The sequence below is a fragment of the Tunturiibacter gelidiferens genome, assembly GCF_051013345.1.
In the GTDB taxonomy this organism is placed as follows: Bacteria; Acidobacteriota; Terriglobia; order Terriglobales; family Acidobacteriaceae; genus Edaphobacter; species Edaphobacter gelidiferens_A.
The window spans coordinates 3,057,030-3,078,118 of sequence record NZ_CP132939.1 but is presented as its reverse complement, the minus strand read 5'-3'; the positions used below and the strand labels follow the sequence as shown (position 1 = coordinate 3,078,118).

Annotated in this window: 24 protein-coding genes and 2 pseudogenes; 17 read left to right on the top strand and 9 right to left on the bottom strand. The window is 60.9% G+C overall.

Translation table 11 applies throughout. The features are described 5' to 3' along the window. Positions 1-37: 37 nt before the first annotated feature. Complete coding sequence (locus tag RBB80_RS15240) at positions 38-715, bottom strand: quinolinate synthase NadA (RefSeq protein ID WP_433969144.1); 678 nt, start codon at positions 713-715, stop codon at positions 38-40. A gap of 345 nt (positions 716-1,060) precedes the next feature. On the opposite strand from RBB80_RS15240, the gene RBB80_RS15235 reads away from it, so the two are divergent. From RBB80_RS15235 to RBB80_RS15225, 3 genes are all read left to right on the top strand, one after another. Continuing rightward, a complete protein-coding gene (locus RBB80_RS15235; RefSeq protein ID WP_433969142.1) occupies positions 1,061-1,588 on the top strand; it encodes a Sec-independent protein translocase subunit TatA/TatB in 528 nt (175 codons plus the stop codon). After that, the gene (gene tatC, locus RBB80_RS15230; protein ID WP_433969140.1) at positions 1,581-2,369 is read left to right on the top strand and encodes a twin-arginine translocase subunit TatC; all 789 of its coding nucleotides are present in this window, start codon (positions 1,581-1,583) and stop codon (positions 2,367-2,369) included. The genes RBB80_RS15235 and tatC overlap by 8 nt, the downstream gene beginning before the upstream one ends. Before the next feature lie 68 nt (positions 2,370-2,437). Continuing rightward, entirely contained in the window at positions 2,438-3,385 is a 948-nt protein-coding gene (locus tag RBB80_RS15225; protein ID WP_433969138.1) for a M28 family peptidase, read from the top strand. 48 nt (positions 3,386-3,433) lie between these two features. Here the strand turns inward: RBB80_RS15225 and RBB80_RS15220 are convergent, their stop codons facing one another. Further along, positions 3,434-3,985 (bottom strand): DUF3761 domain-containing protein, encoded by a 552-nt coding sequence (locus RBB80_RS15220; protein WP_433969136.1) that lies wholly within the window; start codon positions 3,983-3,985, stop codon positions 3,434-3,436. Between the two features lie 207 nt (positions 3,986-4,192). Here RBB80_RS15220 and RBB80_RS15215 point away from each other — a divergent pair, with 207 nt between their 5' ends. The 4 genes from RBB80_RS15215 (at position 4,193) to RBB80_RS15200 (ending at position 6,056) form a co-directional block, all read left to right on the top strand. Next, positions 4,193-4,396 carry a hypothetical protein gene (locus RBB80_RS15215; RefSeq protein ID WP_433969134.1) on the top strand — a complete coding sequence of 68 codons (204 nt, stop codon included), beginning with the start codon at positions 4,193-4,195 and terminating at the stop codon, positions 4,394-4,396. Between the two features lie 124 nt (positions 4,397-4,520). Further along, positions 4,521-5,456, top strand: a complete 936-nt coding sequence (locus RBB80_RS15210) for a TerC/Alx family metal homeostasis membrane protein (protein ID WP_433969132.1) — start codon at positions 4,521-4,523, stop codon at positions 5,454-5,456. A gap of 65 nt (positions 5,457-5,521) precedes the next feature. Beyond that, on the top strand, positions 5,522-5,782 hold the full coding sequence (locus RBB80_RS15205; RefSeq protein WP_433969130.1) for a hypothetical protein: 261 nt from the start codon (positions 5,522-5,524) through the stop codon (positions 5,780-5,782). Beyond that, complete coding sequence (locus tag RBB80_RS15200; RefSeq protein ID WP_433969129.1) at positions 5,724-6,056, top strand: hypothetical protein; 333 nt, start codon at positions 5,724-5,726, stop codon at positions 6,054-6,056. Before RBB80_RS15205 ends, RBB80_RS15200 begins: the two co-directional genes overlap by 59 nt. A gap of 24 nt (positions 6,057-6,080) precedes the next feature. Here the strand turns inward: RBB80_RS15200 and RBB80_RS15195 are convergent, their stop codons facing one another. From RBB80_RS15195 to RBB80_RS15185, 3 genes and pseudogenes are all read right to left on the bottom strand, one after another. Further along, on the bottom strand, positions 6,081-6,347 hold the full coding sequence (locus RBB80_RS15195) for a hypothetical protein (protein ID WP_433969128.1): 267 nt from the start codon (positions 6,345-6,347) through the stop codon (positions 6,081-6,083). 51 nt (positions 6,348-6,398) lie between these two features. After that, positions 6,399-7,472 (bottom strand): L-aspartate oxidase, encoded by a 1,074-nt coding sequence (locus RBB80_RS15190; protein ID WP_433969689.1) that lies wholly within the window; start codon positions 7,470-7,472, stop codon positions 6,399-6,401. A gap of 26 nt (positions 7,473-7,498) precedes the next feature. Next, positions 7,499-7,971: pseudogene (locus RBB80_RS15185) on the bottom strand (FAD-dependent oxidoreductase). Between the two features lie 58 nt (positions 7,972-8,029). On the opposite strand from RBB80_RS15185, the gene aroB reads away from it, so the two are divergent. Beyond that, on the top strand, positions 8,030-9,142 hold the full coding sequence (aroB, locus tag RBB80_RS15180) for a 3-dehydroquinate synthase (RefSeq protein WP_433969126.1): 1,113 nt from the start codon (positions 8,030-8,032) through the stop codon (positions 9,140-9,142). 15 nt (positions 9,143-9,157) lie between these two features. Beyond that, positions 9,158-9,934: a bifunctional demethylmenaquinone methyltransferase/2-methoxy-6-polyprenyl-1,4-benzoquinol methylase UbiE gene (ubiE, locus tag RBB80_RS15175; protein WP_433969125.1), complete on the top strand. Its 777-nt coding sequence runs from the start codon at positions 9,158-9,160 to the stop codon at positions 9,932-9,934. Between the two features lie 11 nt (positions 9,935-9,945). Here ubiE and RBB80_RS15170 read toward each other — a convergent pair whose 3' ends face one another. Further along, positions 9,946-10,446: a nuclear transport factor 2 family protein gene (locus RBB80_RS15170; protein ID WP_433969123.1), complete on the bottom strand. Its 501-nt coding sequence runs from the start codon at positions 10,444-10,446 to the stop codon at positions 9,946-9,948. Between the two features lie 141 nt (positions 10,447-10,587). On the opposite strand from RBB80_RS15170, the gene RBB80_RS15165 reads away from it, so the two are divergent. From RBB80_RS15165 to RBB80_RS15130, 8 genes are all read left to right on the top strand, one after another. Next, positions 10,588-11,970: an MFS transporter gene (locus RBB80_RS15165; RefSeq protein ID WP_433969121.1), complete on the top strand. Its 1,383-nt coding sequence runs from the start codon at positions 10,588-10,590 to the stop codon at positions 11,968-11,970. Further along, the gene (locus RBB80_RS15160; protein WP_433969120.1) at positions 11,970-13,424 is read left to right on the top strand and encodes a cation diffusion facilitator family transporter; all 1,455 of its coding nucleotides are present in this window, start codon (positions 11,970-11,972) and stop codon (positions 13,422-13,424) included. The genes RBB80_RS15165 and RBB80_RS15160 overlap by 1 nt, the downstream gene beginning before the upstream one ends. 407 nt (positions 13,425-13,831) lie before the next feature. After that, complete coding sequence (locus tag RBB80_RS15155) at positions 13,832-14,206, top strand: hypothetical protein (protein ID WP_433969118.1); 375 nt, start codon at positions 13,832-13,834, stop codon at positions 14,204-14,206. A gap of 109 nt (positions 14,207-14,315) precedes the next feature. Continuing rightward, the gene (locus tag RBB80_RS15150) at positions 14,316-14,591 is read left to right on the top strand and encodes a carboxypeptidase-like regulatory domain-containing protein (RefSeq protein ID WP_433969117.1); all 276 of its coding nucleotides are present in this window, start codon (positions 14,316-14,318) and stop codon (positions 14,589-14,591) included. Then, positions 14,477-15,793, top strand: a complete 1,317-nt coding sequence (locus RBB80_RS15145; RefSeq protein ID WP_433969687.1) for a TonB-dependent receptor plug domain-containing protein — start codon at positions 14,477-14,479, stop codon at positions 15,791-15,793. Before RBB80_RS15150 ends, RBB80_RS15145 begins: the two co-directional genes overlap by 115 nt. Further along, entirely contained in the window at positions 15,708-16,634 is a 927-nt protein-coding gene (locus tag RBB80_RS15140; RefSeq protein ID WP_433969686.1) for a TonB-dependent receptor domain-containing protein, read from the top strand. Before RBB80_RS15145 ends, RBB80_RS15140 begins: the two co-directional genes overlap by 86 nt. A 236-nt stretch (positions 16,635-16,870) precedes the next feature. Next, the gene (locus tag RBB80_RS15135; protein WP_433969115.1) at positions 16,871-17,707 is read left to right on the top strand and encodes a PASTA domain-containing protein; all 837 of its coding nucleotides are present in this window, start codon (positions 16,871-16,873) and stop codon (positions 17,705-17,707) included. Positions 17,708-17,913: 206 nt separating this feature from the next. Further along, the gene (locus tag RBB80_RS15130) at positions 17,914-18,435 is read left to right on the top strand and encodes an ion channel (protein ID WP_433969113.1); all 522 of its coding nucleotides are present in this window, start codon (positions 17,914-17,916) and stop codon (positions 18,433-18,435) included. Between the two features lie 101 nt (positions 18,436-18,536). On the opposite strand, the gene RBB80_RS15125 is transcribed toward RBB80_RS15130, so the two are convergent. From RBB80_RS15125 to fmt, 3 genes and pseudogenes are all read right to left on the bottom strand, one after another. Then, positions 18,537-18,797 carry a hypothetical protein gene (locus RBB80_RS15125; RefSeq protein ID WP_433969111.1) on the bottom strand — a complete coding sequence of 87 codons (261 nt, stop codon included), beginning with the start codon at positions 18,795-18,797 and terminating at the stop codon, positions 18,537-18,539. Beyond that, positions 18,794-19,984: a transcription antitermination factor NusB gene (locus tag RBB80_RS15120; protein WP_433969109.1), complete on the bottom strand. Its 1,191-nt coding sequence runs from the start codon at positions 19,982-19,984 to the stop codon at positions 18,794-18,796. The genes RBB80_RS15125 and RBB80_RS15120 overlap by 4 nt, the downstream gene beginning before the upstream one ends. Continuing rightward, positions 19,981-21,089: pseudogene (fmt, locus tag RBB80_RS15115) on the bottom strand (methionyl-tRNA formyltransferase). Before fmt ends, RBB80_RS15120 begins: the two are co-directional and overlap by 4 nt.

Here is a 21,089-nt window from a genome sequence, read left to right as displayed (position 1 = left end):
CACAAAATTACCTTAGCCGCCTTCAACCGATCCGGGCTCACCCCCCATTTATTTGATAAGGATCCCAAACCACCATCTCGCTTAGCGGAATCCCCATAGCAAACGCAGTATTCCGTCCAAGATGCTGATCCGGCAGAAATAAAATCTTCCCCGCACGCGTAAACGCCCACTCAAAGGCACCACGAGCATTGGAAGAAGTGCAAACCGACCCACCGCGCTCGCCGCAAAAAGCCTTGATCGCAGCAGCCGAGTTCATATAAGTCAGAGGAATCAACCCACCCGAAGCCTCCTCGGTAAGCCCCGCGCGCTCCAGCGAATCCCAGCAGTCTTCCACCTGCCCGATCTCCGCCATATCGGCCATCGAGCAGCCCGCATTCAAGTCTGGCAAAATCACCTGCTGCCACGGCCGCCCCAATACGTCCGCCGTCTCTGCCATAAAGTGCACGCCGCAAAACAGCATGTACTTCGCATTGGTCTCTGCGGCCACCTTCGAAAGCTTGTAGCTGTCGCCGGTAAAGTCGGCAAACCGAATCACCTCATCCCGCTGATAGTGATGCCCCAGCAGAACTACATCGGTGCCGAGTTTCTCCCGCGCAGCAGCGATCCGGGCATCCATCGTGTGGTCCGGCTGCGCAAGGTAGTTGTCTAGGGAACACAAGTCTGCAACGTTTTCCGCCACGGCCGCAGCCGGTGCGATCTCCAATAGTCCGTTCAAAGTACTCCGCCTTCAGTCTCACAAGGTCGTCTGGCCTCGGCATCAGCCGATACCGTCTTTCGCCTCTGAGACGGGGATGTTGAAAGCATGCACTGCTTGAGTTGCAGTGGATTCACTGTGTCGGCTCCTTCGAACCAGCACCCAACCCACGGGGGTGTTGCAACTCCTCACTTCTTCACTCGCGACCCGTTCGATCGCTCGTTAACAATTAGACGCAACCTGTAATCAGACGATGCGCCTTCCTTCAAACGATCCTGCTGCCCTACACCAGAAATTTTACAACAGTATCAATGCCCTCCATCCATTTGTTCCGTCCACTCGTAAGCCGTATCATGGGACTGACTTATGCCTAGCTTTCAGGACAGCGCCGTCATCTTCTTCCTCGCCCTGCTTCTCTTCGGCCCGAAGAAGTTGCCCGAACTTGCCCGCCAACTCGGTAAGCTCATGGCCGAGTTTCGCCGTGCCTCCAACGAATTCCGCATGCAGATGGAAGACGAGCTCCGCGTCGCCGACCAGGAAGAACAACGCAAGAAGATCGCAGCGATGGAAGCCGCCGCACCGGTCACACCAGCCATCACCGCAGGCGAAAACACTATCGCACCACCCTCCCTGGCCGAAGCCTCCACCTCAGACGTAACCCCCGAGCGCATCGCCCAGCTGACTCAGGAACTGGTAGAAGACCATCCCCACATGCCGCCTCCAACCCTCGCTTCTCTTCCCATCGCAACCTCTGGCGACCTTAATCTCATGCCCCCATCTACCGGCCTCCCGGTCAGCAACTCAGCTCTCTCGCCCGTCCTCGACGCCATCCCCCACACGCCTGAATCCGAGTCGACGGCCGAAGTAGCCAGCGAGGCCACCCACCATGGCTGATCTCGTCGACAGCGTCCGCGCCGCCGTCACCGACCGCGCCGAGCTCCCCGGCATGAGCCTGATGGAGCATCTCACCGAGCTCCGCAAGCGCCTCATCCATTCCACCTTCTACCTGCTCATCGGCTTCTGCATCGCTTACGCCTTCCACGTCCGCCTCTACGGCATCATTCAAAAACCCCTCAACGACCTCCACATCGCTCTCAACTACACCCACCCCACCGACCCTCTCAACCTCTACCTCAAGACCGCTCTCTACGGCGGCATCATCCTCGCCTCGCCCTTCATCCTCTATCAGCTCTGGCTCTTCATCGCACCCGGCATGTACGCCAACGAGAAGCGCTATGTCGTTCCGTTCATGGCCGCCACGATCGTCCTCTTTCTCTCCGGAGCGTGGTTTGGCTACCACTGGGTCTTCCCTGGGGCACTGAAGGTCCTCATCGGTGGCTTTGGCAAAAACTTCAACCCTGTTCTCACCATCGAGGACTACACCAACTTCTTCCTCGCAGTGATCCTCGGCCTCGGCGTCACCTTCGAGCTCCCGATCCTCATCTTCTTTCTCGCCCTCTTCGGCATCGTCGACGCAAAGTTTCTCGTACAGCACATCCGCTACGCCATCCTCGCTATCTTCATCGTCGCAGCCATCATCTGTCCCACACCCGATCCGATCGGCATGTGCCTCTTCGCCAGCCCCATGCTGGTTCTCTATCTCATCGGCGTAGGCATCGCCTTCCTCGTCCACCCCGCCCGCCGCAAAGCCAGAGAGGCCAAAAAAGCCGCATGACCCTCCTACCTTCCCTGGCATCATCTACCTCCCGGAACAGTCATCCCGAGCGAAGTGGTCAGCGGTCTTTGCGAACCACGCACTCGAAGGATCTGCTGCTATTCCTGTCGTTGTACGTTCTCTTTCTGGCCTGCCAGAATCTTCACGCCCAGAAAGCTGCACAAAACCAGTTCAGCGGACAAGCCGCCTACACCCTCACCAAGCAGTTCCTCGACGTAGCCCCCAAGCGCTTCAACGGCTCCCCCGGCCACGCCAAGGCCGAAGAGTTCCTCAAGCAGCACTTCGCCCCCGAAGCCGCCAAAGGCAACTTCATCGCAGACACCTTCACCGCCACCACTCCCGTCGGTCTTCAGACGATGACCAATTACATCGTCAAATATCCCGGCAAAAAAGATGGCATTATCGTCCTGGCCTCTCACTACGAGACTAACTACCCCCTCCGCGATATCAACTTCTACGGAGCCAACGACGGCGCGGCCACGTCAGCCCTTCTCATCGAGATCGGAACTATCCTCCGCGGCCATCCGCCCGAAGGTTACTCCATCTGGCTGGTCTTCGACGACGGTGAAGAAGCTGTCAAGACCTGGAGCCCCTCCGACTCTCTCTACGGCACTCGCCACCTCGCAGCAAAGTGGTCACAGGATGGCACCCTGGCCAAAATCAAGGCCTTCCTCGTCGCCGACATGATCGCCGACAAGGACCTCAATATCGACTACGTAGAAAACTCAACCCCATGGCTGCTCGACCTTCTCAAAATCGCTGCAAAAAATACCGGCCACTCCGCCAACATCTTCAAATACAGCGAAGCCGAAGAAGACGACCATCTCCCCTTCGCGCAACGCGGCGTACCCGTTCTAGACGTCATCGACGCCCACTATGGCCCCGCCACTAACGCCCTGCCCGACGGCTACCACCACACCGACAAGGACACCCTGGACAAGATCAGCGCACACTCCCTCCAGATCTCCGGCGACATCATTCTCGAGATGATCCGCTTAATCAACCAGCGCCCCTGAGCCGATCAGGCCTCAGAAGCGCGGTCGATCCAGCCATCAACTGAGGACTTACTTGGTGCAGCTCTTTCCGTGGTCCCCGTGCGCGCCCTTAGCCTTCGCATCGGCCTCGGACATGTAAGCCCCTTCCTTCGTCTTCCCGTAAAAATCCGTCCCATAACAGTGGTAGACGTTGCTCGATGTATTCACCCACACCAACCCAGGACCGCCGCCCGCAGCCTGTGGACGAGCAGCCGCCTTCTGCGCGGGAGACATCTTCCCCGATGTTCCGCCCGACGAAGCCGGAGCAGAAGCAGAAGCAGAAGCAGAAGCCGTAGCCGGTGCGGACGACGCCGCAGCAGCAGGCGCAGAGGCCGCAGTAGCTGGAGCTGTCTTAGCCGCAGCAGCAGGTGCAGTAGCAGCCGCAGCCGTCGATGCCGTCGCCGCATACCACTCCTTCACCCCCTGGTGGCCTCGACACGCCCCCTGTTTACTCGGAGCCGTCGAGTAGGTTCCGTCCTTGCACATCCCCGTAGATCCCGCCGGTGGCGCTGCCTGGGACACAGCCAACTGTGTACCGGCCAGCCCTGCCGCAACCGCCATCAAACAGATTGCAATCTTCATAAATACTCCCGATGATTTGAATTTAGGTGGCCCGAATACGGCCAAATCCTACCCCATCCTGCCTACCCTGTCATCAAAAACCCCGAAAAACGGTACCATCCCCTCAAAAACAGGTCCAATTGTGACCCAAACGAGTTACAAACTACGGCATTCGAGGGATAGCACCCCGGCTAATGCTCCCCCTAGTCTTGGCCGATAGGAGGGACCATGCAGACACCAACGTACGCAGACATACACAACCGATACAGAGAACTAACCACTCGCACCGCTCGTCAGGACAATGCAGACGGCTTCCTCGAGACCCATCACATAGTCGATATCGCGCGCAGCCTGTTCCTGTCCTCCCTCCTGTGGATGGCGCTCGCAATTATCGTCTACACGGTCTATTCGATGGTCGCTGGCGCACGCTAACCAGCCGTCCATCATGGCAAGGCCGTAAGCTGCGGCAGCCGAAAGCTCGGTCCATCCCTCCCCAGACGAGCCCGGCAACCCCGACGAGCCCCCGACGAGCCCCGCACTGTAGCATCCAAAAGAGATGCTCGACGCGACCCCCATCAGCCACTGGATAGGTTTTCACCTCTTCATCCTCATCCTCCTCGGGGCCGAGCTTCTCTACGTTCGCCGACAGGGCCCTTCCAAAACGCAATCCACCTCCGTAGCCGCCACCATCTTCTGGATCGCCGCCGCCCTGGCCTTCGCCCTCTTCCTCTTTCGCTCGATGGGCGGCCACTCCGCCACCCAATACCTCGCCGGTTACGCCATCGAAGAGTCGCTCTCCATCGACAACCTCTTCCTCTTTCTTCTTCTCTTCCGCGTCTTCAAGATCGAGTCCGCCAACCAGCCCAAAGCCCTCTTCTGGGGCGTCCTCGGTGCCATTCTCATGCGCGGAGCGTTCATCGCCGCCGGCCTCGGCCTCCTATCCCGCTTCGAGTGGGTCAGCTACGTCTTCGCCGCGATCCTGCTCATCGCCGCCATCCGGCTCGTCCTCCCAGGCGCCGAAAAGAAAGAGACCGAGACTCCACGTTGGATCGCCTGGCTCTCTCGCCTCCACCCCGTCAGCCTTCGTCAGGACAAGTTCTTCGTCTTAGAGAGTGGCCAACGCATGATTACAGTCCTCTTCCTGGCCCTCATCGCCATCGAACTCACCGACGTCGTCTTCGCCCTCGACTCCATTCCGGCCGTCCTCTCCATCACTCGCCATCCGTTCCTCGCTTACACCTCGAACATCATGGCCGTCATGGGTCTCCGATCGCTCTACTTCCTCCTCGCTCACCTGCTCGCCAAGCTGCGCTTTCTCCACTATGGCCTCGCCGGAGTCCTCGCCTTCGCAGCCTTCAAGATGCTCGCCGCCCACTGGATTGAGATAGGCCCTCTGGTCTCGCTCGCCACGATAGTAACCATCCTGGCAATCACCATCGCTCTATCACTCCTGACACGGCAGAATACTTCCAACACCGGGAAGCTCTGCTAACGATCCCAGCACAAACGAAATAAGATTAAATTTGTCGCATTTCAATTCTCTGTGTAAAAGACTTAATGTCCTCTTCTCACACCCTCCTGAAATACACTCGCCTTGTCCACCTCTATCTTGGCGTCTTCATCGCGCCAGCTCTACTCTTTTTCGCCTGTACAGGAGCGCTCCAGACCTTCAGCCTCCACGAAACCACGCGCGACAGCAGCTACAAGCCACCCGCCTGGACCGTCACCCTCGGCCAGATCCACAAGAAGCAGACCACGGTTGTCCCCGTCAGAAAACTCCCGCCACCGGCCCAGGTCCACAGACCAGTCGCCCGATAAACTCAAAGACAAACTCACCGACAAATCTCAATCTATTCCCATCACCACAGGGCAGCCAGGGCCCAACTCATCGCAAAAACCCGCAGACGTCTCCACGCCAAAGCCACACAACTCCCTGCCCCTGAAGATTTTCTTCCTTCTCGTCTCCATCGGACTCTTCCTCTCGACCATCTCCGGCATTTACATGTCGTACAAGTACATCCGCAAACGGCTCCTCCTCACAGCCATACTCAGTGCCGGTATCGTCATTCCGATACTCCTGACGATCCTGTAATCAAGCTGTACTTCTACCGACGAGTTACCCGCAGCCTTCATCACGGTTCCACCCCTGGCCCACCCGGCTACTCCCCCACCGCAAAAGAAACACCAGCACCATCACCGCAACGATCCCGCCTCCAAACAATCCTGCCATTGCGGCTGCCAGCGAAGCAGGGCCGCCATGAAAGGCTCCGTTCACCCTCACATCCGCAACCTTGTAATAAATCCCTATCGCAACCACGCAAAAGCTGACCATCGCGCCCCCAACGGATGCAACAAAGCGCTGAAGCCCCCGATCACGACTCAAGCCGAAACCTCCGCCGACTCACAAAGTGCTCCACAATCAAAAACACACACATCAAGCAACAAACTCGAGCCTCCCCTGCTGCATCACCGAGTGCTTCGCGACCTCATCCCGCAACGGAAAGTCATTCCGGAAATGCGCTCCCCGGCTCTCTTCGCGCCCTAGCGCCGAAGCCACGATCAACTCCGCCACAACATGCAGATTCCTCGCCTCCACCGCCCGCCGAGTCAACCCCTTAGGCATAGCCGCCCCCAACGCAGCCAGCCCGCGCTTAGCCTGCTGCAGACCATCTGCATCTCGCAACAGTCCGGCATACTTCCACATCAAATCACGCAGCTCTTTGATCCATCTCTCCGTCGCCGCCTCCGAGGTCACGCGGGCACTCGCAGCCACCGGCGGCGTCGCACTCAAGCCGACTTCATCCCGTGGGGTCTCGGCGACCATCGTCTCCGCCGCCAGTGCTCCAAACACCAGACCCTCCAACAGAGAATTGCTCGCCAGCCGATTCGCTCCATGCACCCCAGTGCACGCCGCCTCACCCGCCGCATACAACCCCGGCAGCGAGGTCCTTCCCTGCACATCCGTCCTAACACCACCCATCAAATAATGCGCCGCAGGCCGCACCGGAATCAGATCCCTCCCCAACTCCAGCCGATACTTCGCCAGAAACTTCGAGATCCCCGGAAACCGCGTCTGCAAATCCTTCTTCACATGCCGCATATCCAGAGACACCGTCCCATCCATCCCCTCCCGCGTAATCGCCCTCGCCACCACATCACGCGGAGCCAGCTCCAGCAGCAGATGATACCGCTCCATGAACCGCTCCCCCTTCGCATTCACCAGATACGCGCCTTCACCCCGTAGCGCCTCACTCAGCAAAAACCGCGGAGCCCCCGGCTCACTGAACGCCGTCGGATGAAACTGATAGAACTCCATATCGCTCACCGCAGCCCCAGCCCGATAAGCCATCGCAATCCCATCCCCGGTAGCCACCGCAGGATTAGTCGTATCGCTGTAGACCTGCCCCGCGCCACCGCTGGCCAGCAACACAGCCCCAGCCCGCACCACCCTCAGCCCGCCCTCCCCATCGAGCAGCGTAGCCCCCACCACGCGCCCACCCTCGACCATTAAATCCACACTCGTCGCCCACTCCATCAACTCGATCGCCCCCCATGGTTGCCAGCCTCCCGCACATGTCGTAGCAGCGACACCGCAATCTCCTTCCCTGTCGCATCACCATTCGCATGCAGAATCCGCGACAGGCTATGCGCCCCTTCCCGCGTCCGCATCAACTCGCCCTCTACCCCGTTCTTACCTCTTGGATATCGATCAAAGGCCGTCCCCCACTCCAGTAACTCGTCCACCCGCTTCGGACCCTCCGTCACCAGGACCGCCGCCGCCTCACGATTCACCAGCCCATCGCCTGCCGCCATCGTGTCCTCAAGATGCAGTGCGACATCTTCCTCGCCCCCATCGCCACCGCAATCCCACCCTGCGCGTAAGCCGTATTCGACTCAGCCAGTTCCTCCTTCGTCACCACCAGCACCGTGCCCGTCTCCGCCAACCGAATCGCCGCACTCAAACCTGCAATCCCTGCCCCAATTACCAAAAAGTCGAACCGTTCCATCTTTCAATGCTACTCCCCTCAAACCCGTCTAAAATGCGTGCGATACGATAGACACACCGTGCCTGTCATCCCTGTCAACACGCCCTCCGCGAACTACGACGTCACCATCGCACCAAACCTCCTCCCCACCCTTCACTCTCGCCTCCTCAAGCTCAATCGCGGCAAACCCTTCCGGCCCTTCATCGTCACCTCGCCCAACATCTGGGCCCTCTGGTCGAAACCCTTTCTCGCCAGCTTCAAAGAACCCCCAACCGTCCTCTTCCACCCGCCCGGCGAATCCCACAAACGCCTCGCCAGCGTCGAGTCCCTCGCCCAGCAACTCTCCACCGCGGGAGCCGACCGCGACGCCCTCCTCCTCGCCTTCGGAGGCGGCGTCATCGGCGACATCACCGGCTTCCTCGCCGCCATCTACATGCGCGGCATCCGCTACGTTCAAATCCCCACCACCCTCCTCGCCCAGGTCGACTCCTCCATCGGCGGCAAGACCGGCGTCAACCTCGCCGCAGGCAAAAACCTCATAGGCAGCTTCCACCATCCGCAAGCCGTCTTCGCCGACACCAACCTGCTCCGCACCCTTGCCCCCGTCGAACTACGTGCCGGCCTCCAAGAGTCCATCAAAGCCGGCGTCATCTACGACGCGAAGCTCTTCCGCTACATGGAACAAAACGCCGAAGCCATCCTCAACACAAAACGAAACGCCGACACCAAAGCCCTGACGAAAGTAGTCGCCGCCTCGGTCCGCGTGAAAGCCGACGTCGTCAGCAAAGACGAAAAAGAATCCGGCCTCCGCATGATCCTCAACTTCGGCCACACCATCGGCCACGCCATCGAAGCCGCCACCAACTACAAGCAGCTCCTCCACGGCGAAGCCGTAGCCTGGGGCTCGATCGCCGCGCTCAACGTAGCCATCGCACGCAAAACCATCAAGCCCAAAGAAGCCGAGCGCATCACCAAACTCATCCTCCGCTACGGCCCGCTCCCCACCTTCAAAGCCACTGCCGAAAAACTAGTAGCCCTAACATCCCGCGACAAGAAAAACCGCAGCGGCATCCGCTCCTTCGTCCTCCCCACCGCCATCGGCAAAGTAGAAATCGTCCGCAACGTAACCGAACCCGAACTCCTCACCGCCACCAACTCCATGCTCACCCTCATGGGCCATCACACGACGTAGGAAACCACCCAACTCATGAGTGATCAAACGACAAAACCCGAACACGAACGTTCCACCGGAGCCCGCCCCGCCGGTGTCACCACCGAGCAATCCGCAGCCACCTCCGTCCAGCAGATGTTCGACACCATAGCCCCCACCTACGACCGCGCCAACCACCTCCTCTCCGTCGGCATCGACCGCTACTGGTGGAGCCGCACCGCCAAACTCTTCCGCCCCATCCTGCAACACCCGGAAGCCATCGCCCTCGACCTCTGCTGCGGCACCGGCGACATGACCATGGCGCTCCACCAACATCGCCCGCACACCCCCGAGGCCGCCCCCATCGTCGCCATAGACTTCTCCCACCAGATGCTCTCCCGCGGCGCAGAAAAATTCGCCCCCCACAATATCCTCCCCATCGAAGCCGACGCCCTCCACCTCCCCATCGCCGATGCCTCGGTCGATCTGGTCACCTCCGCCTTCGGCTTCCGCAATCTTGCCAACTACGAGGCAGGCCTCGCCGAACTCCACCGCATCCTGCGCCCCGGCGGCCAGCTCGGCATCCTCGAGGCCAACCAGCCCGAAGGCCTCATCGGCGCTCTCTACAACCTCTACTTCAAAACCATCCTCCCTAGGCTAGGCGGCCTCATCTCCGGCAAACCCGCCGCCTACAGCTACCTCCCCGCCTCGGTCGAACGCTTCCCTCGCCCCCCGCGTATGCTCCAACTCATCAAAGCCGCCGGCTTCACCAATCCCACTTGGACCAGCTACACCTTCGGCACCGCCGGCCTCTATCACGCCACCAGACCCTGACGGCTCTTCCGCTATCGTTTCGACACACTGGAAGCTGGCAGAGCCGCAGCCACCCGGGTCCTATGCATAAACACGATCTTCCAGACCCCACCCCGTCTCTCAAGAAACGCCGACTCAAGCCAACCCTGCGCCACAGTCCCCCACGCATCCGTCACGCCGCCTTTATTCACGTAGGCAATCCAAGCCGTGTCACCAAGAACATGCACATCGGGCTCCGTAACGTTCCACTCATACTTCCTCCCCTTCGCATGTTCTGCCTTGATCAAAGTCATGATCGCCTCCCCATCAAATCGCGCCCCCGCATCGTAGATGTAAAACCCAGGGGCAACTACCGCATGAAACTTCGCAAGATCATCCAGAGAAGCTGCCGAGAAGATCGCTTTTACCGTATCGACAACCTGCGCCTGATCCGCACTCAAGGCTCTCTGCTGACCGCTGGAGCGACAAACAGCGACGAAAAGCATAAGCGCCAGCACAGTAGCGGCGAGAGTACTTCGAACTTTCATTGACATCGAACCCTCCAGATCCTTTTATCCGATCAGGCGACGATACAACAAGAAACGGGCACTAAGTCCGCTGCTCCAGGCAGTGATATATTTCCCTCAGTCCCCCCAAGAATCGCACGTTCACCCGCACGATGAGATGAAACTCCAATGGCCGCGACTCCGCCTCCCATCCTCGACGGGCCTCCAGTCTCATCAGACGCAGCCATCGGCGCATCCGCTATGCGCAAAGCTACCCGCCACCTGATCCCTCTCATCGCGCTCGGCTACGGCGCAGCCTGCATGGATCGCGTCAACATCAGCTTCGCCTCTCTCCAAATGAACCGCGACCTTCACTTCAGCGCCACAGTCTACGGCCTCGGCGCGGGACTCTTCTTCCTGAGCTACGCCGTCTGCGAGATCCCCTCGAACCTTCTGCTCTACCGCTTCGGCGCGCGTCGCTGGCTCTCCCGCATCATGGTCAGCTGGGGGATCCTTGCCATAGCCATGTTGCTCGTCCGCACCCCCTGGCAGTTCTACACCGCACGTTTCTTCCTTGGAGTTGCCGAAGCCGGATTCTTCCCCGGCGTCATCTTCTATCTCACGCAGTGGTTCCCCCTGCAACTCCGCGCCCGCACCATCAGCCGCTTTTACATCTCCCTGCCCCTCAGCTCCGTCGTCACAGGCCTCGTCGCAGGCCCACTCCTCAGCCTCGACGGTCACCTCGGCCTCCGCGGCTGGCAATGGCTCTTCCTCGTCGAAGGCATCCCCGCTGTTCTCCTCGGCATAGTCTTTCTGTTTGCTCTCCCCGACGGCCCACAGCAAGCGAAGTGGCTCACCGAAGAGGAACGCACCTGGATCATCCGCCACGTCCGCAACGACCCATCGCTCGTCGGCGAGCATAGCCATGCCCTCGGCGCGACCCTTCTCGACCGGCGCATCTGGCAGGTCGGCATCTTCCAGATGCTGATGCTCGGCTCCTCCTACGCCTACACCTTCGTCGCTCCCGATGTCATCCAACGCGCCACGCATCTCAGCACCTCCAGAGTCGGCCTCATCATCGCCGCTCTCAGCCTCCTCGCCGCAGGCGCCATGCTTCTCAACGCCGTCTACTCTGACCGCGTCCAATGCCGCACGCCGGACAGCAACTACCCGCGCTACATGCACATCATCCCCTGGGCCTTTCTCATCTCCGCCGGCTTCTTCGCCTGCAGCCTCTCGACAAATCCAATCAGCGTCGTAGCCTCCATCGGCACAATCATCATCGCCTACAACGCCATGCAGGGACCCTTATGGTCTCTGCCCGGAAGTTTCTTTCAAGGGCGATCCGCCGCAGCCGGCATCGCCACCATCAACATGATCGGCATGATTGGCGGATTTCTCGGACCCTACTTCGTCGGCTTCGCAAAAGACCTCACCGGCGACTATCAGCGCGGTCTTCTCTTCATGAGCATCCCCATGCTCCTCGGCGCGGCCATCATGTTCTACCTCCGCGCCGAAACACGCCTTCGAACCAGAGCCCTGAGCCCCGAAAACCCTGTACCATCGTCCTGATGAGCACAACGGCCCAGCCCGAACAAGCCGCGACCCCTCACAGCGCCAAGCGTTCCGCCGCGCTCTTCTCCGTCCTCGCCGCTTTCGCCGTCACCCTGCTCAAACTACTCACCGGCCTCCTTACCGGCTCTCTCGGCATGCTCTCTGAGGCCGCACACTCCGGCATCGATCTCATCGCCGCCGCCATCACCCTCTTCTCCGTCCAGGTCTCCGACCGCCCTGCCGACGCCGACCACACCTACGGTCACGGCAAGATTGAAAGCCTCTCCGCCGCTATCGAATCCGTCCTCATGCTCGGCTCCTGCGTCTGGATCCTCTCCGAAGCCATCCACCGCATCGCCCACCGCGAACATCTCGCGCTCAGATTCTCCCTCTGGCCCTTCCTCGTCCTCCTGCTCTCCATCACCGTCGACTTCACACGCTCCCGAAAGCTCCACCGCATTGCCGCCGAAACAAAGAGCGAAGCCCTCGAAGCCGACGCCATCCACTTCCACACCGACATCTGGTCTTCCATCGCTGTCCTCCTCGGCCTCACCGCCAGCTACATCGGCAAGCGTTTCCACATCCCGCAACTCGAACTAGCCGACCCCATCGCCGCCATCATCGTCTCCGGCATCATCCTCCACGTGACCTGGAACCTCGCCCGCCGCACCATCGACGCCCTCACCGACGCCACCCCCATCGAAACCCGCGCCCAGGCCCGCGACATGACCCGCGACATCGCCGCCATCGACGGCGTCCTGTCCGTAGACCGCATCCGCACCCGCCGCGCCGGCCCCAACTACTTCGCCGACCTCACCCTCGGCCTCCCCCGCAACCTCACCTTCCAGCGCTCCGAGCAGATCACCATGGCCGCCACCGCCGCCGTTCGCCGCCACCTCCCCGGCGCCGACGTCGTCGTCCACTCCATCCCCACCGCCCACGTCGCCGAAAGCCTCCACGACCGCATCCGCGCCGTCGCCGCCCGCTCAAATCTGGCAATCCACGACGTAGCCGTGCAGGAATACAACCACACCCTCCACGTCGAGCAGCACCTCGAGGTGGACGAGAAAATGTCCCTCAGCGCTGCCCACGCGCTCGTCACGCAGCTCGAGTCCGACATCCGCCGCGAGATCCCCGAGATTTCCACCATCCTCACCCACATCGAGAGCGAACCCGCCACCATCGAGCGTCCCGCCTCCCTCGAGCGCGACCGCCAGCTCGAAGTCCGTCTCCGCCGCTGCGCCCAGGCCTTCCCCGAGATCCTCGACATCCACGAGGTCTTCGTCACCCGCGCCCACAACAACGCAGCCGACCGCATCCAGGTCAACTGCCACTGCACCCTCCCCGACGACCTCCCCATGGCACGCGTCCACGAGATCATCACCGCCCTCGAAAACGCCTTCAAACTCGACTGCCCCGAAGTCTCCCGCCTCCTAATCCACCCCGAACCCGCCACCGACAACCGCCGCTGATATCCACCACACCAGCGCCCTCCACGGAATCGTCATCTCGACCGAAGCACCCAAGAATCGTCATCTCGACCGAAGCAACAGACGGTCCCATCGTCTGTGCGCAGTGGAGAGATCCCCGCATTTCGCCTTTGTCGTTGCCTTTGCCGTTGCCTTTCCTCCAACCCGGCCACCAACCAGAGGGTGCCCCATCCATCGCCGTCTCATCGCGATGGATGGGAATGAACTCCTCTCCCCGCCAGCGTTTTTGCATTTGCCTGTCTTTGAATCGAGCCCACCTGCCCCATCTGCCTGTCATCCTGAGCGCAGCGAAGGATCCCCCATTTCGCCTCTGTCTTTGTCGTTGCACTTTGCGATCGCACCCAACCCGCAATGACGCCCCACCAACAAACCTCCGCTACAATAAAACCGTGCGACGCCTAATCGGCATCACGTTACTTCTCCTCTTCAGCTCACCGCTGATCTCGCCCCTGCTGGCCCTCACAGCCGCCAGCGCAGCAAATCTCCCGGCCTGCTGCAGACGGAACGGCGCACATCACTGCATGGCGAACATGCAGCAGCCAGACTCCTCCGGCATCAACGTCTCGACGATCCCGCAGAAGTGCCCGTCCTACCCAGCCGCCGTCACTCAGATCCAGCACGGAGATCTCTCCTGCAACGCTGCATCCCTCCTCTTCGCCGGGATCGTCAGCCACCCCTCCCTCAAGACCCAGACCCAAGCCCGCGCCCGAGTGGCCCTCGATCGCTCTCGCCAGAAGCGCGGCCCTCCCTCCTTCTCCCTCTAAGCGACCCGACCAGCAGCCGACCCACCTCCCGCAGTAAAACGGGAGCACTGCCGTTCGTTCCAGAGCTCTAACTCCGTCAGCATCTCTGACGAGGGAAGTCCGAAGCCCCATGCGCAAGCTTGCACTACTCTGTCTCCTGTCACTTCTCAGCATCGTCATGGCTCGAGCCACTATCTTCAGCCAGCTTCACGGCGTCGTCCACGATCCCCAGCACCGCCCCATCGCAGGCGCAACCATCGAACTCCACGCCAACAACTCCGCCTTCACCAAATCCACCGACACCGCACAGGACGGGTCCTTCACCATCCCATCTCTCCCCTCGGCGACTACACCATCACCATCTCGCAGAAAGGCTTCGACACAGCCAAGCAGACCCTCACGTTAGCCTCCGAAACCGCCCCCATCCTCCACATCGAACTTCACCTCGGCACCATCGAGCAAACCACCTCTGTCACCACCGACGCGAACACGGCCAACATCAACACCGTAACCCCCACCACCCTCATCAGCCGCGACGAAATCGCACAAACCCCCGGCGCCGACCGCACTAACTCTCTCGCCATGATCACCGACTACGTCCCCGGCGCCTACATCACCCACGACATGCTCCACATGCGCGGCGGCCACCAGGTCTCCTGGCTCCTGGACGGCGTACAAATCCCCAACACCAACATCGCCTCCAACCTCGGCGCCCAGATCGATCCAAAAGACATCGACTACATCGAGATCCAGCGCGGCAGCTACACCTCCGACGTAGGCGACCGCACCTACGGCGTCTTCAACGTCGTCCCCCGCACCGGCTTCGAGCGCAACCGCCAGGCCGAGCTCATCCTCTCCGCCGGCAGCTTCCTCCAGACCAACGACCAACTCAACTTCGGCGACCACACCGAAAAGTTCGCCTACTACGCCAGCCTCACCGGCAATCGCAGCGACTACGGCCTCTCCCCACCCACCGGAGTCGTTATTCATGATGCCACCAACGGCTACGGTGGCTTCGCATCCCTGCTCTACAATCGCACTCCCAAAGACCAGCTCCGTCTCATCACGCAGCTACGCGCCGACTACTTCCAGATCCCCTACGACCCCGACCCCAACAGCCCCGGGAACCAGCAGTTTCAATCCAGCGGCCTCCGCGACGGCCAGCACGAGCTCGACGGCACCGTAGCCTTCTCCTGGCTTCACACCTTCAACCCCGCCACCGTCCTCCAGGTCTCGCCCTTCTTCCACTACAACCGCGCCGACTACGAATCCAATCCCAACGACATCCCCGTGGCCACCACCTCCGACCGAAGCTCCACGTACGCAGGAGCACAAGCCAACATCACCACCGAAGTAGCGCGCAACACCATCCAGGCCGGCTTCTACTCCTTCGGCCAGCGCGACAACTACCTATTCGGCGCAATCTTCAACGACGGCAGCGGCACGCCCCCTTCTCCACCCCCGACTCAGCCTCCGGCGGCGTCATCGAGGAGTACATCTCCGACAACTACAAGGCCACCTCCTGGCTCACCCTCATCGCCGGCCTTCGCCAAACCCACTTTCAGGCCGAGTTCACCGAGAACGAAACCGACCCGCGCTTCGGCGTAGCCCTCCGCATCCCCAAACTCAACTGGGTCTTCCGCGGCTTCTACGGCCGCTTCTATCAGCCCCCGCCTCTGCTCACCTTCGGCTGCACCCCAGCGGCCATCGCCGCCGGTACCTGCAACCTCCAGAACTTCGCTCTCAGCACCGGCACCAGCTTCGCCCCGCTCCACGGCGAACGCGACGAAGAGCATCAGTTCGGCGTTCAAATCCCCTCCGCGGCTGGCTCCTCGACGCCGACACCTTCAAGACCCGCGTCAACAACTTCCTCGACCACTCCAACATCGGCGACTCCAGCATCTACTTCCCCGTCACCGTCGACGGCGCTCTAGTCCGCGCCTGGGAGCTAAGCCTCCGCAGCCCGCGCCTCTGGCACTTCGGCCAGGCCCATCTCGCCTACTCCAACCAGATCGCCCAGCAGCGCGGAGCCATCACCGGCGGTCTCATCTGCTCTCCTCCCACCTCAGCCGAGTGCGACGTCGACCCCGGCTACACCCCCGTCGATCACGACCAGCGCAACACCCTCAACGTTGGCTTCAACGCCACTCTGCCCTGGCGAACCACCGCCTCCACCAACGTCTACTACGGCTCCGGCTTCACCAACGGCGGCTTCGATCCCAACGGCCCACCCGCCGACCCACGCTACCCCAACCCCTATCTCCCCGAGCACACCACCTTCGACCTCTCCATCGGCAAAACCTTCAACGAAAAACTCACCGCGTCCGTCACCGCAACCAACGTAGCCAACCGCCGCGTATTGCTAGACAACAGTCTCACCTTCGGCGGCTTCCACTTCAACGATCCCCGAGAGATCTTCGGCGAACTCCGCTACCGCTTCAAATACTGAGAGAACCCGCAACGCGCAGGGCGGTCACTTCGTGACGCGTATACCCTGTCTCGACCAATCAGCGACCCGAGGCCGAGCAATGCTCGGGAAGAGAGATCTGAAGCCGACCAACGGAGGCCCCAACGCCGATAACCCACCAAGGCAAGGTACACAAGTCACGAAGTGACCGCCCCACGCGGAGTGGGCCCGTCCGGCAAGACAGCCTCTAACCGGCCTCCGCTATACTCTGAAAACGCATGAAGCTAAGGATCCCCAGAAAAGTCACCCGAAGCATCAATCGCTTCTTCAACATCGTTCTGGGCGCCCTCGCGATGCTCACCGTCGCGCTCGTCTCCGCCTTCATCACCATGCGCCTAGCCATCCACGGTCACGAGGTCAAAGTCCCCGACCTCACCAACCTCACCCTCTCCGAAGCCAGCAAAAAAACCAGCTCCCTCGGCCTCGTCCTCAGCTTGGAAAACCGCTTCTACTCCCCCAACACCCCACCCGGCCGCGTCCTCGCACAATCCCCCGCCCCTAACCTCACCGTGCGTCGCGAGTGGCCTGTCCGCGTCACCGAAAGCCTCGGCGCCCAACAAGTCGCCATCCCCGACCTCCTTGGCCAGACCGAACGCACTGCCACCATCAACATCCGCCGCCTCGGCCTCGAACTCGGCGCCGTCTCCCACATCGCCGCCCCCGGCGAACCCGGCGTCATCATCGCCCAAACCCCCACCCCCAACGCAGTCGGCGTCGACCGCCCCCGCGTTAGCCTCCTCCTCAGCGACCCGGAGACCACCAGCTCCGCCCAAGCCTTCGTCATGCCCTCCCTCGCTGGCCTCACACTCACCGCCGCCGCCGCGCGAGCCGCCTCCGCCGGCCTCCACATCGCCAGCGCCGAAGACCTCAACCTTAACTCCACCTCAGACTCCGCCCCACTCACATCTCAATCCCCACCAAGCGCCACCACGCCATCCTTCACCGAACCGATTGCCCACACCGTCTCCTCCATCGGCACCGTCATCGCGCAAACCCCGGCCGCCGGCCACCGCGTCGTCAAAGGCGACCCAGTCCACATCACCCTCACTGACTAAAGGCTCACAATCATCTGAAACTTCGCGTGAGAAACGATTCCGACTATCACAACGACTTTTGTTACGGACTTTTTGCTGAAGACCTGAAGATCTGAAGCCTGAAGATCTGAAGAAAAGTCTGCTCGCATCTTTCAAGCTAAGCGTCCGCCAAGCCCGAAAGGCACTGTATTGACACCATGCGGCGCGTGCAATACTAACTTTATGTAATGGCGCCGTTGCCCGCCCTGTCTATTATCAAGACAGCCAAAGATACCAAGACAAGCCAAATGACCGAGGTTCATCAAGTTTCGATCATCACTCCCTTGGCCGTGGGTGCCGGCGCGGTTCTTTGTACAATCTTCATCCACGCTCTGGCTTTGGGCGCAGTAGTGAACTTCTTTCGTTGGGAGACAAAACTCGGCCGTGCTGGCACGAGGTACCGGATCGATCTCACGATCGTTGTACTGGTAATGTCATTCGCATTCGCGGCACACCTGATTGAAGTCGCCGTCTGGGCGAAGTTATTCATGATTTGCGGGGAATTCCAGCAGTTTGGAGTCGCCTATTATCACTCGGCGGTGAACTATTCAACGCTCGGCTATGGTGATGTGATCATGTCGCCCTCATGGAGGTTGCTGGGACCACTCGAGGCAGCAGATGGATCACTCATGTTCGGGGTATCGACCGCGATGATTTTTGCAGTCATTCTGCGTTTGGTTGAGACTCGATTTGCGGATCTCAAAGACTAAGTAGTCGTTGGCGTAGATGGAACTCCAAACATCTCTTTGCCGGGCGCCCCATATCTCGATTTTGAGATGTGGGCATTCGCGCGGATGCGCGAACCGTCTTCCTAAGCCCGCTCCAACACCACCGCATAAAACCCATCGCCCCCATGCACTCCGGGCAGCGTCCGAAGCGCCCCATCCCGCACCGCCGAAGGCATTCCCGCACTCAAAACCCCACGCTCCGAAAGCTCCACCATCACCCGATCCACCGGAACCCTCAACACCCCGCCACCACCAACAACAGCATCCACCACACCCTCGCACTCCTCCGCCTCCAGCGAGCAAGTCGAATAAACCAGCCGCCCACCCGGAGCCAGCCGCTTCAATGCTCCTTCAAAATCGCCCTCTGCCTCTCCGCCTGCCGAGCAAACTCCTCCACCTTCAGTCGATGCCGAATCTCCGGATTCCCCGCCATCGTCCCCGTCCCCGAGCAAGGCACATCGCAAAGTATCAAATCAAACTCCCCAGCAACACCCTTTCCATCCGCCGCATCCGCAACCGAAAACCCAACGCGCTCCGCATACGCATATCGCCGCAGCCTCGCCTCCGTCTGCGCCAGCCGCTTCGCACTCACATCGCTCGCCACGATCTCCGCGCCACCCATCCGCTTCGCCAGAACCAGCGTCTTCCCGCCCGGAGCAGCGCAGCAATCCCAAACTCTCTTCGCTCCCGGCACAGCAGCAGCAGCAATCTCCGCCACCAGCCGCGACCCGTCATCCATCACCGGCCAATCCCCTCCACGTTCCGCGAACATCCCACCCTCAACCGGCTCCTGCTGATCTGCCTCACAGATCTTCAACGCCGCCTCGCGCCCGTAAGCCGCCACCCATCGCTCCACCAGCCATCGCGGATGCCCCAGCCTCTCCGCAAACGCCGCCGCAGTCTCTGGGAGACCGGCCGCATGAATCCGCACCCCAGGCCTCGGATGCCCCATATCTCGATCTTGAGATGTGGGTTTAGCCGCCAACTTCCGCAGCACCGCATTCACCATCCCCGTCGCATGAGGCTCACCCGCCGCCCTGCACAACTCCACACTCTCACTCAGCGCCGCATGTGCCGGAATCCTCTCCAGATGCAACAACTGAAACGCCCCCATCCGCAGCACAATCGCCACCGGCTCCGCCAGCCTCTGCTCCGGCCTCTGCAACAACCCACGCACCCGAGCATCGAGCGCGATCTGCCATCGCAGCACTCCCATCACCAGCGCCGTCGTCAGATTCCGATCCTCCGGCGACAACCCATCCACCCGCGCCGAATGCAGCAACTCGTCGCTATGCCCCTTGTTCTCCCCCACCAACTTCAAAATCTCAAACGCAGCCAATCGAGCCGGCGTGATCTTTGCTACCGCAGCCTCCACCGAAGCCGTAGGCCCCGCCGACACAGGCCTCTTCCGCGCCACCACCGCCTTACCCGAAACTAACTTCCCACCGCCAGACTTTCCCACACCCAAACTCCGCGCAACGTTCTTACCCGACTTCGGCTTCCCCACTCCCGACCTCGACTCGTCCTTCATATCCCCAACCGTTCGCCGCTCTTCACTTGATACCCATGCAAAAACTCTGCAGCACTCATCCGCTTCTTCCCTTCCATCTGCACCTCAAGCAACTCTGCGACCGTCCCAACGCCGCAACCGACCAACATCAACTCACCATCCACCAGCAACTGCCCCGCAGCAACCGAGCGCCCACTACCGATCCTCATCTTCGACACAATCAGCTTTTTCCCCGCAGCGTCGTATGTGCCCCCGGCCAGGGCTGAAACCCTCTCCACCTGTCATAAACCTGTTTCGCCGAGCGCGAAAAATCCACCAACCCATCCTCTCGCTTCAGAATCGGAGCCAGCGTAGCCAGCGAATGATCCTGCACCTCCGGACAGATCGTCCCTGCCTCAAGTCTCTTCAGCGTCTCCACCATCAACTCCGCCCCCAACGGAGCCAGGCACCCATACACATCCACCGCCGTCTCCTCCAATCCAACCGGGCACACCGCCGCCAGCAGCATATCGCCCGTATCGAGCCCCGCGTCCAACCGCATCGTCGTCACACCGGTCACCAACTCACCGCAAGCCACCGCCCACTGAATCGGAGCCGCTCCGCGATACTTCGGCAGCAGCGACCCATGCAGATTGATATTCCCGAACCGTGGCAGCTCCAGCATCCACTGCGGAATAATCCGCCCATACGCCACCACCAGAATCGCATCCGGCGCAATCCCCTCCAACTGCGCGCGCAACTCCGCATTGTTCTTGATCTTCTCCGGCTGCACCACCGGCAATCCATGCTTCAACGCTGCCTCTTTCACCGGAGGAACATGCACCTCCAGCCCGCGCCCCGCCCCACGATCCGGCTGCGTCACCACCAGCGCAACCCCATGCCCAGCCGCAATCACGGCCTCAAGCGTAGGTACTGCGAACTCCGGCGTCCCACAAAAACTAATTTCATTTTGATAATCCTCTGTCCTGCCGGACGGGCCTCCTACGCGGAGGGCGGTCACTTCGTGACGCGTATACCCTGTCTTGCCAGATCCGCATCCCAGGCCCGAGCGATGCTCGGGAAACAAAATCTTACTCCGACCATCGGGAGGCCCACCACCTCGCGCCCTGCGGCAACCGGTACACAT

Bases quoted from the DNA above. Each gene is read 5' to 3' on its own strand.
- RBB80_RS15235 (WP_433969142.1), top strand. From the start codon at position 1,061: ATGCCTAGCTTTCAGGACAGCGCCGTCATCTTCTTCCTCGCCCTGCTT.
- tatC (WP_433969140.1), top strand. From the start codon at position 1,581: ATGGCTGATCTCGTCGACAGCGTCCGCGCCGCCGTCACCGACCGCGCC.
- RBB80_RS15220 (WP_433969136.1), bottom strand. From the start codon at position 3,985: ATGAAGATTGCAATCTGTTTGATGGCGGTTGCGGCAGGGCTGGCCGGT.
- RBB80_RS15215 (WP_433969134.1), top strand. From the start codon at position 4,193: ATGCAGACACCAACGTACGCAGACATACACAACCGATACAGAGAACTA.
- RBB80_RS15210 (WP_433969132.1), top strand. From the start codon at position 4,521: ATGCTCGACGCGACCCCCATCAGCCACTGGATAGGTTTTCACCTCTTC.
- RBB80_RS15205 (WP_433969130.1), top strand. From the start codon at position 5,522: ATGTCCTCTTCTCACACCCTCCTGAAATACACTCGCCTTGTCCACCTC.
- RBB80_RS15190 (WP_433969689.1), bottom strand. From the start codon at position 7,472: ATGGTCGAGGGTGGGCGCGTGGTGGGGGCTACGCTGCTCGATGGGGAG.
- ubiE (WP_433969125.1), top strand. From the start codon at position 9,158: ATGAGTGATCAAACGACAAAACCCGAACACGAACGTTCCACCGGAGCC.
- RBB80_RS15170 (WP_433969123.1), bottom strand. From the start codon at position 10,446: ATGTCAATGAAAGTTCGAAGTACTCTCGCCGCTACTGTGCTGGCGCTT.
- RBB80_RS15165 (WP_433969121.1), top strand. From the start codon at position 10,588: ATGGCCGCGACTCCGCCTCCCATCCTCGACGGGCCTCCAGTCTCATCA.
- RBB80_RS15160 (WP_433969120.1), top strand. From the start codon at position 11,970: ATGAGCACAACGGCCCAGCCCGAACAAGCCGCGACCCCTCACAGCGCC.
- RBB80_RS15150 (WP_433969117.1), top strand. From the start codon at position 14,316: ATGCGCAAGCTTGCACTACTCTGTCTCCTGTCACTTCTCAGCATCGTC.
- RBB80_RS15135 (WP_433969115.1), top strand. From the start codon at position 16,871: ATGAAGCTAAGGATCCCCAGAAAAGTCACCCGAAGCATCAATCGCTTC.
- RBB80_RS15130 (WP_433969113.1), top strand. From the start codon at position 17,914: ATGGCGCCGTTGCCCGCCCTGTCTATTATCAAGACAGCCAAAGATACC.
- RBB80_RS15120 (WP_433969109.1), bottom strand. From the start codon at position 19,984: ATGAAGGACGAGTCGAGGTCGGGAGTGGGGAAGCCGAAGTCGGGTAAG.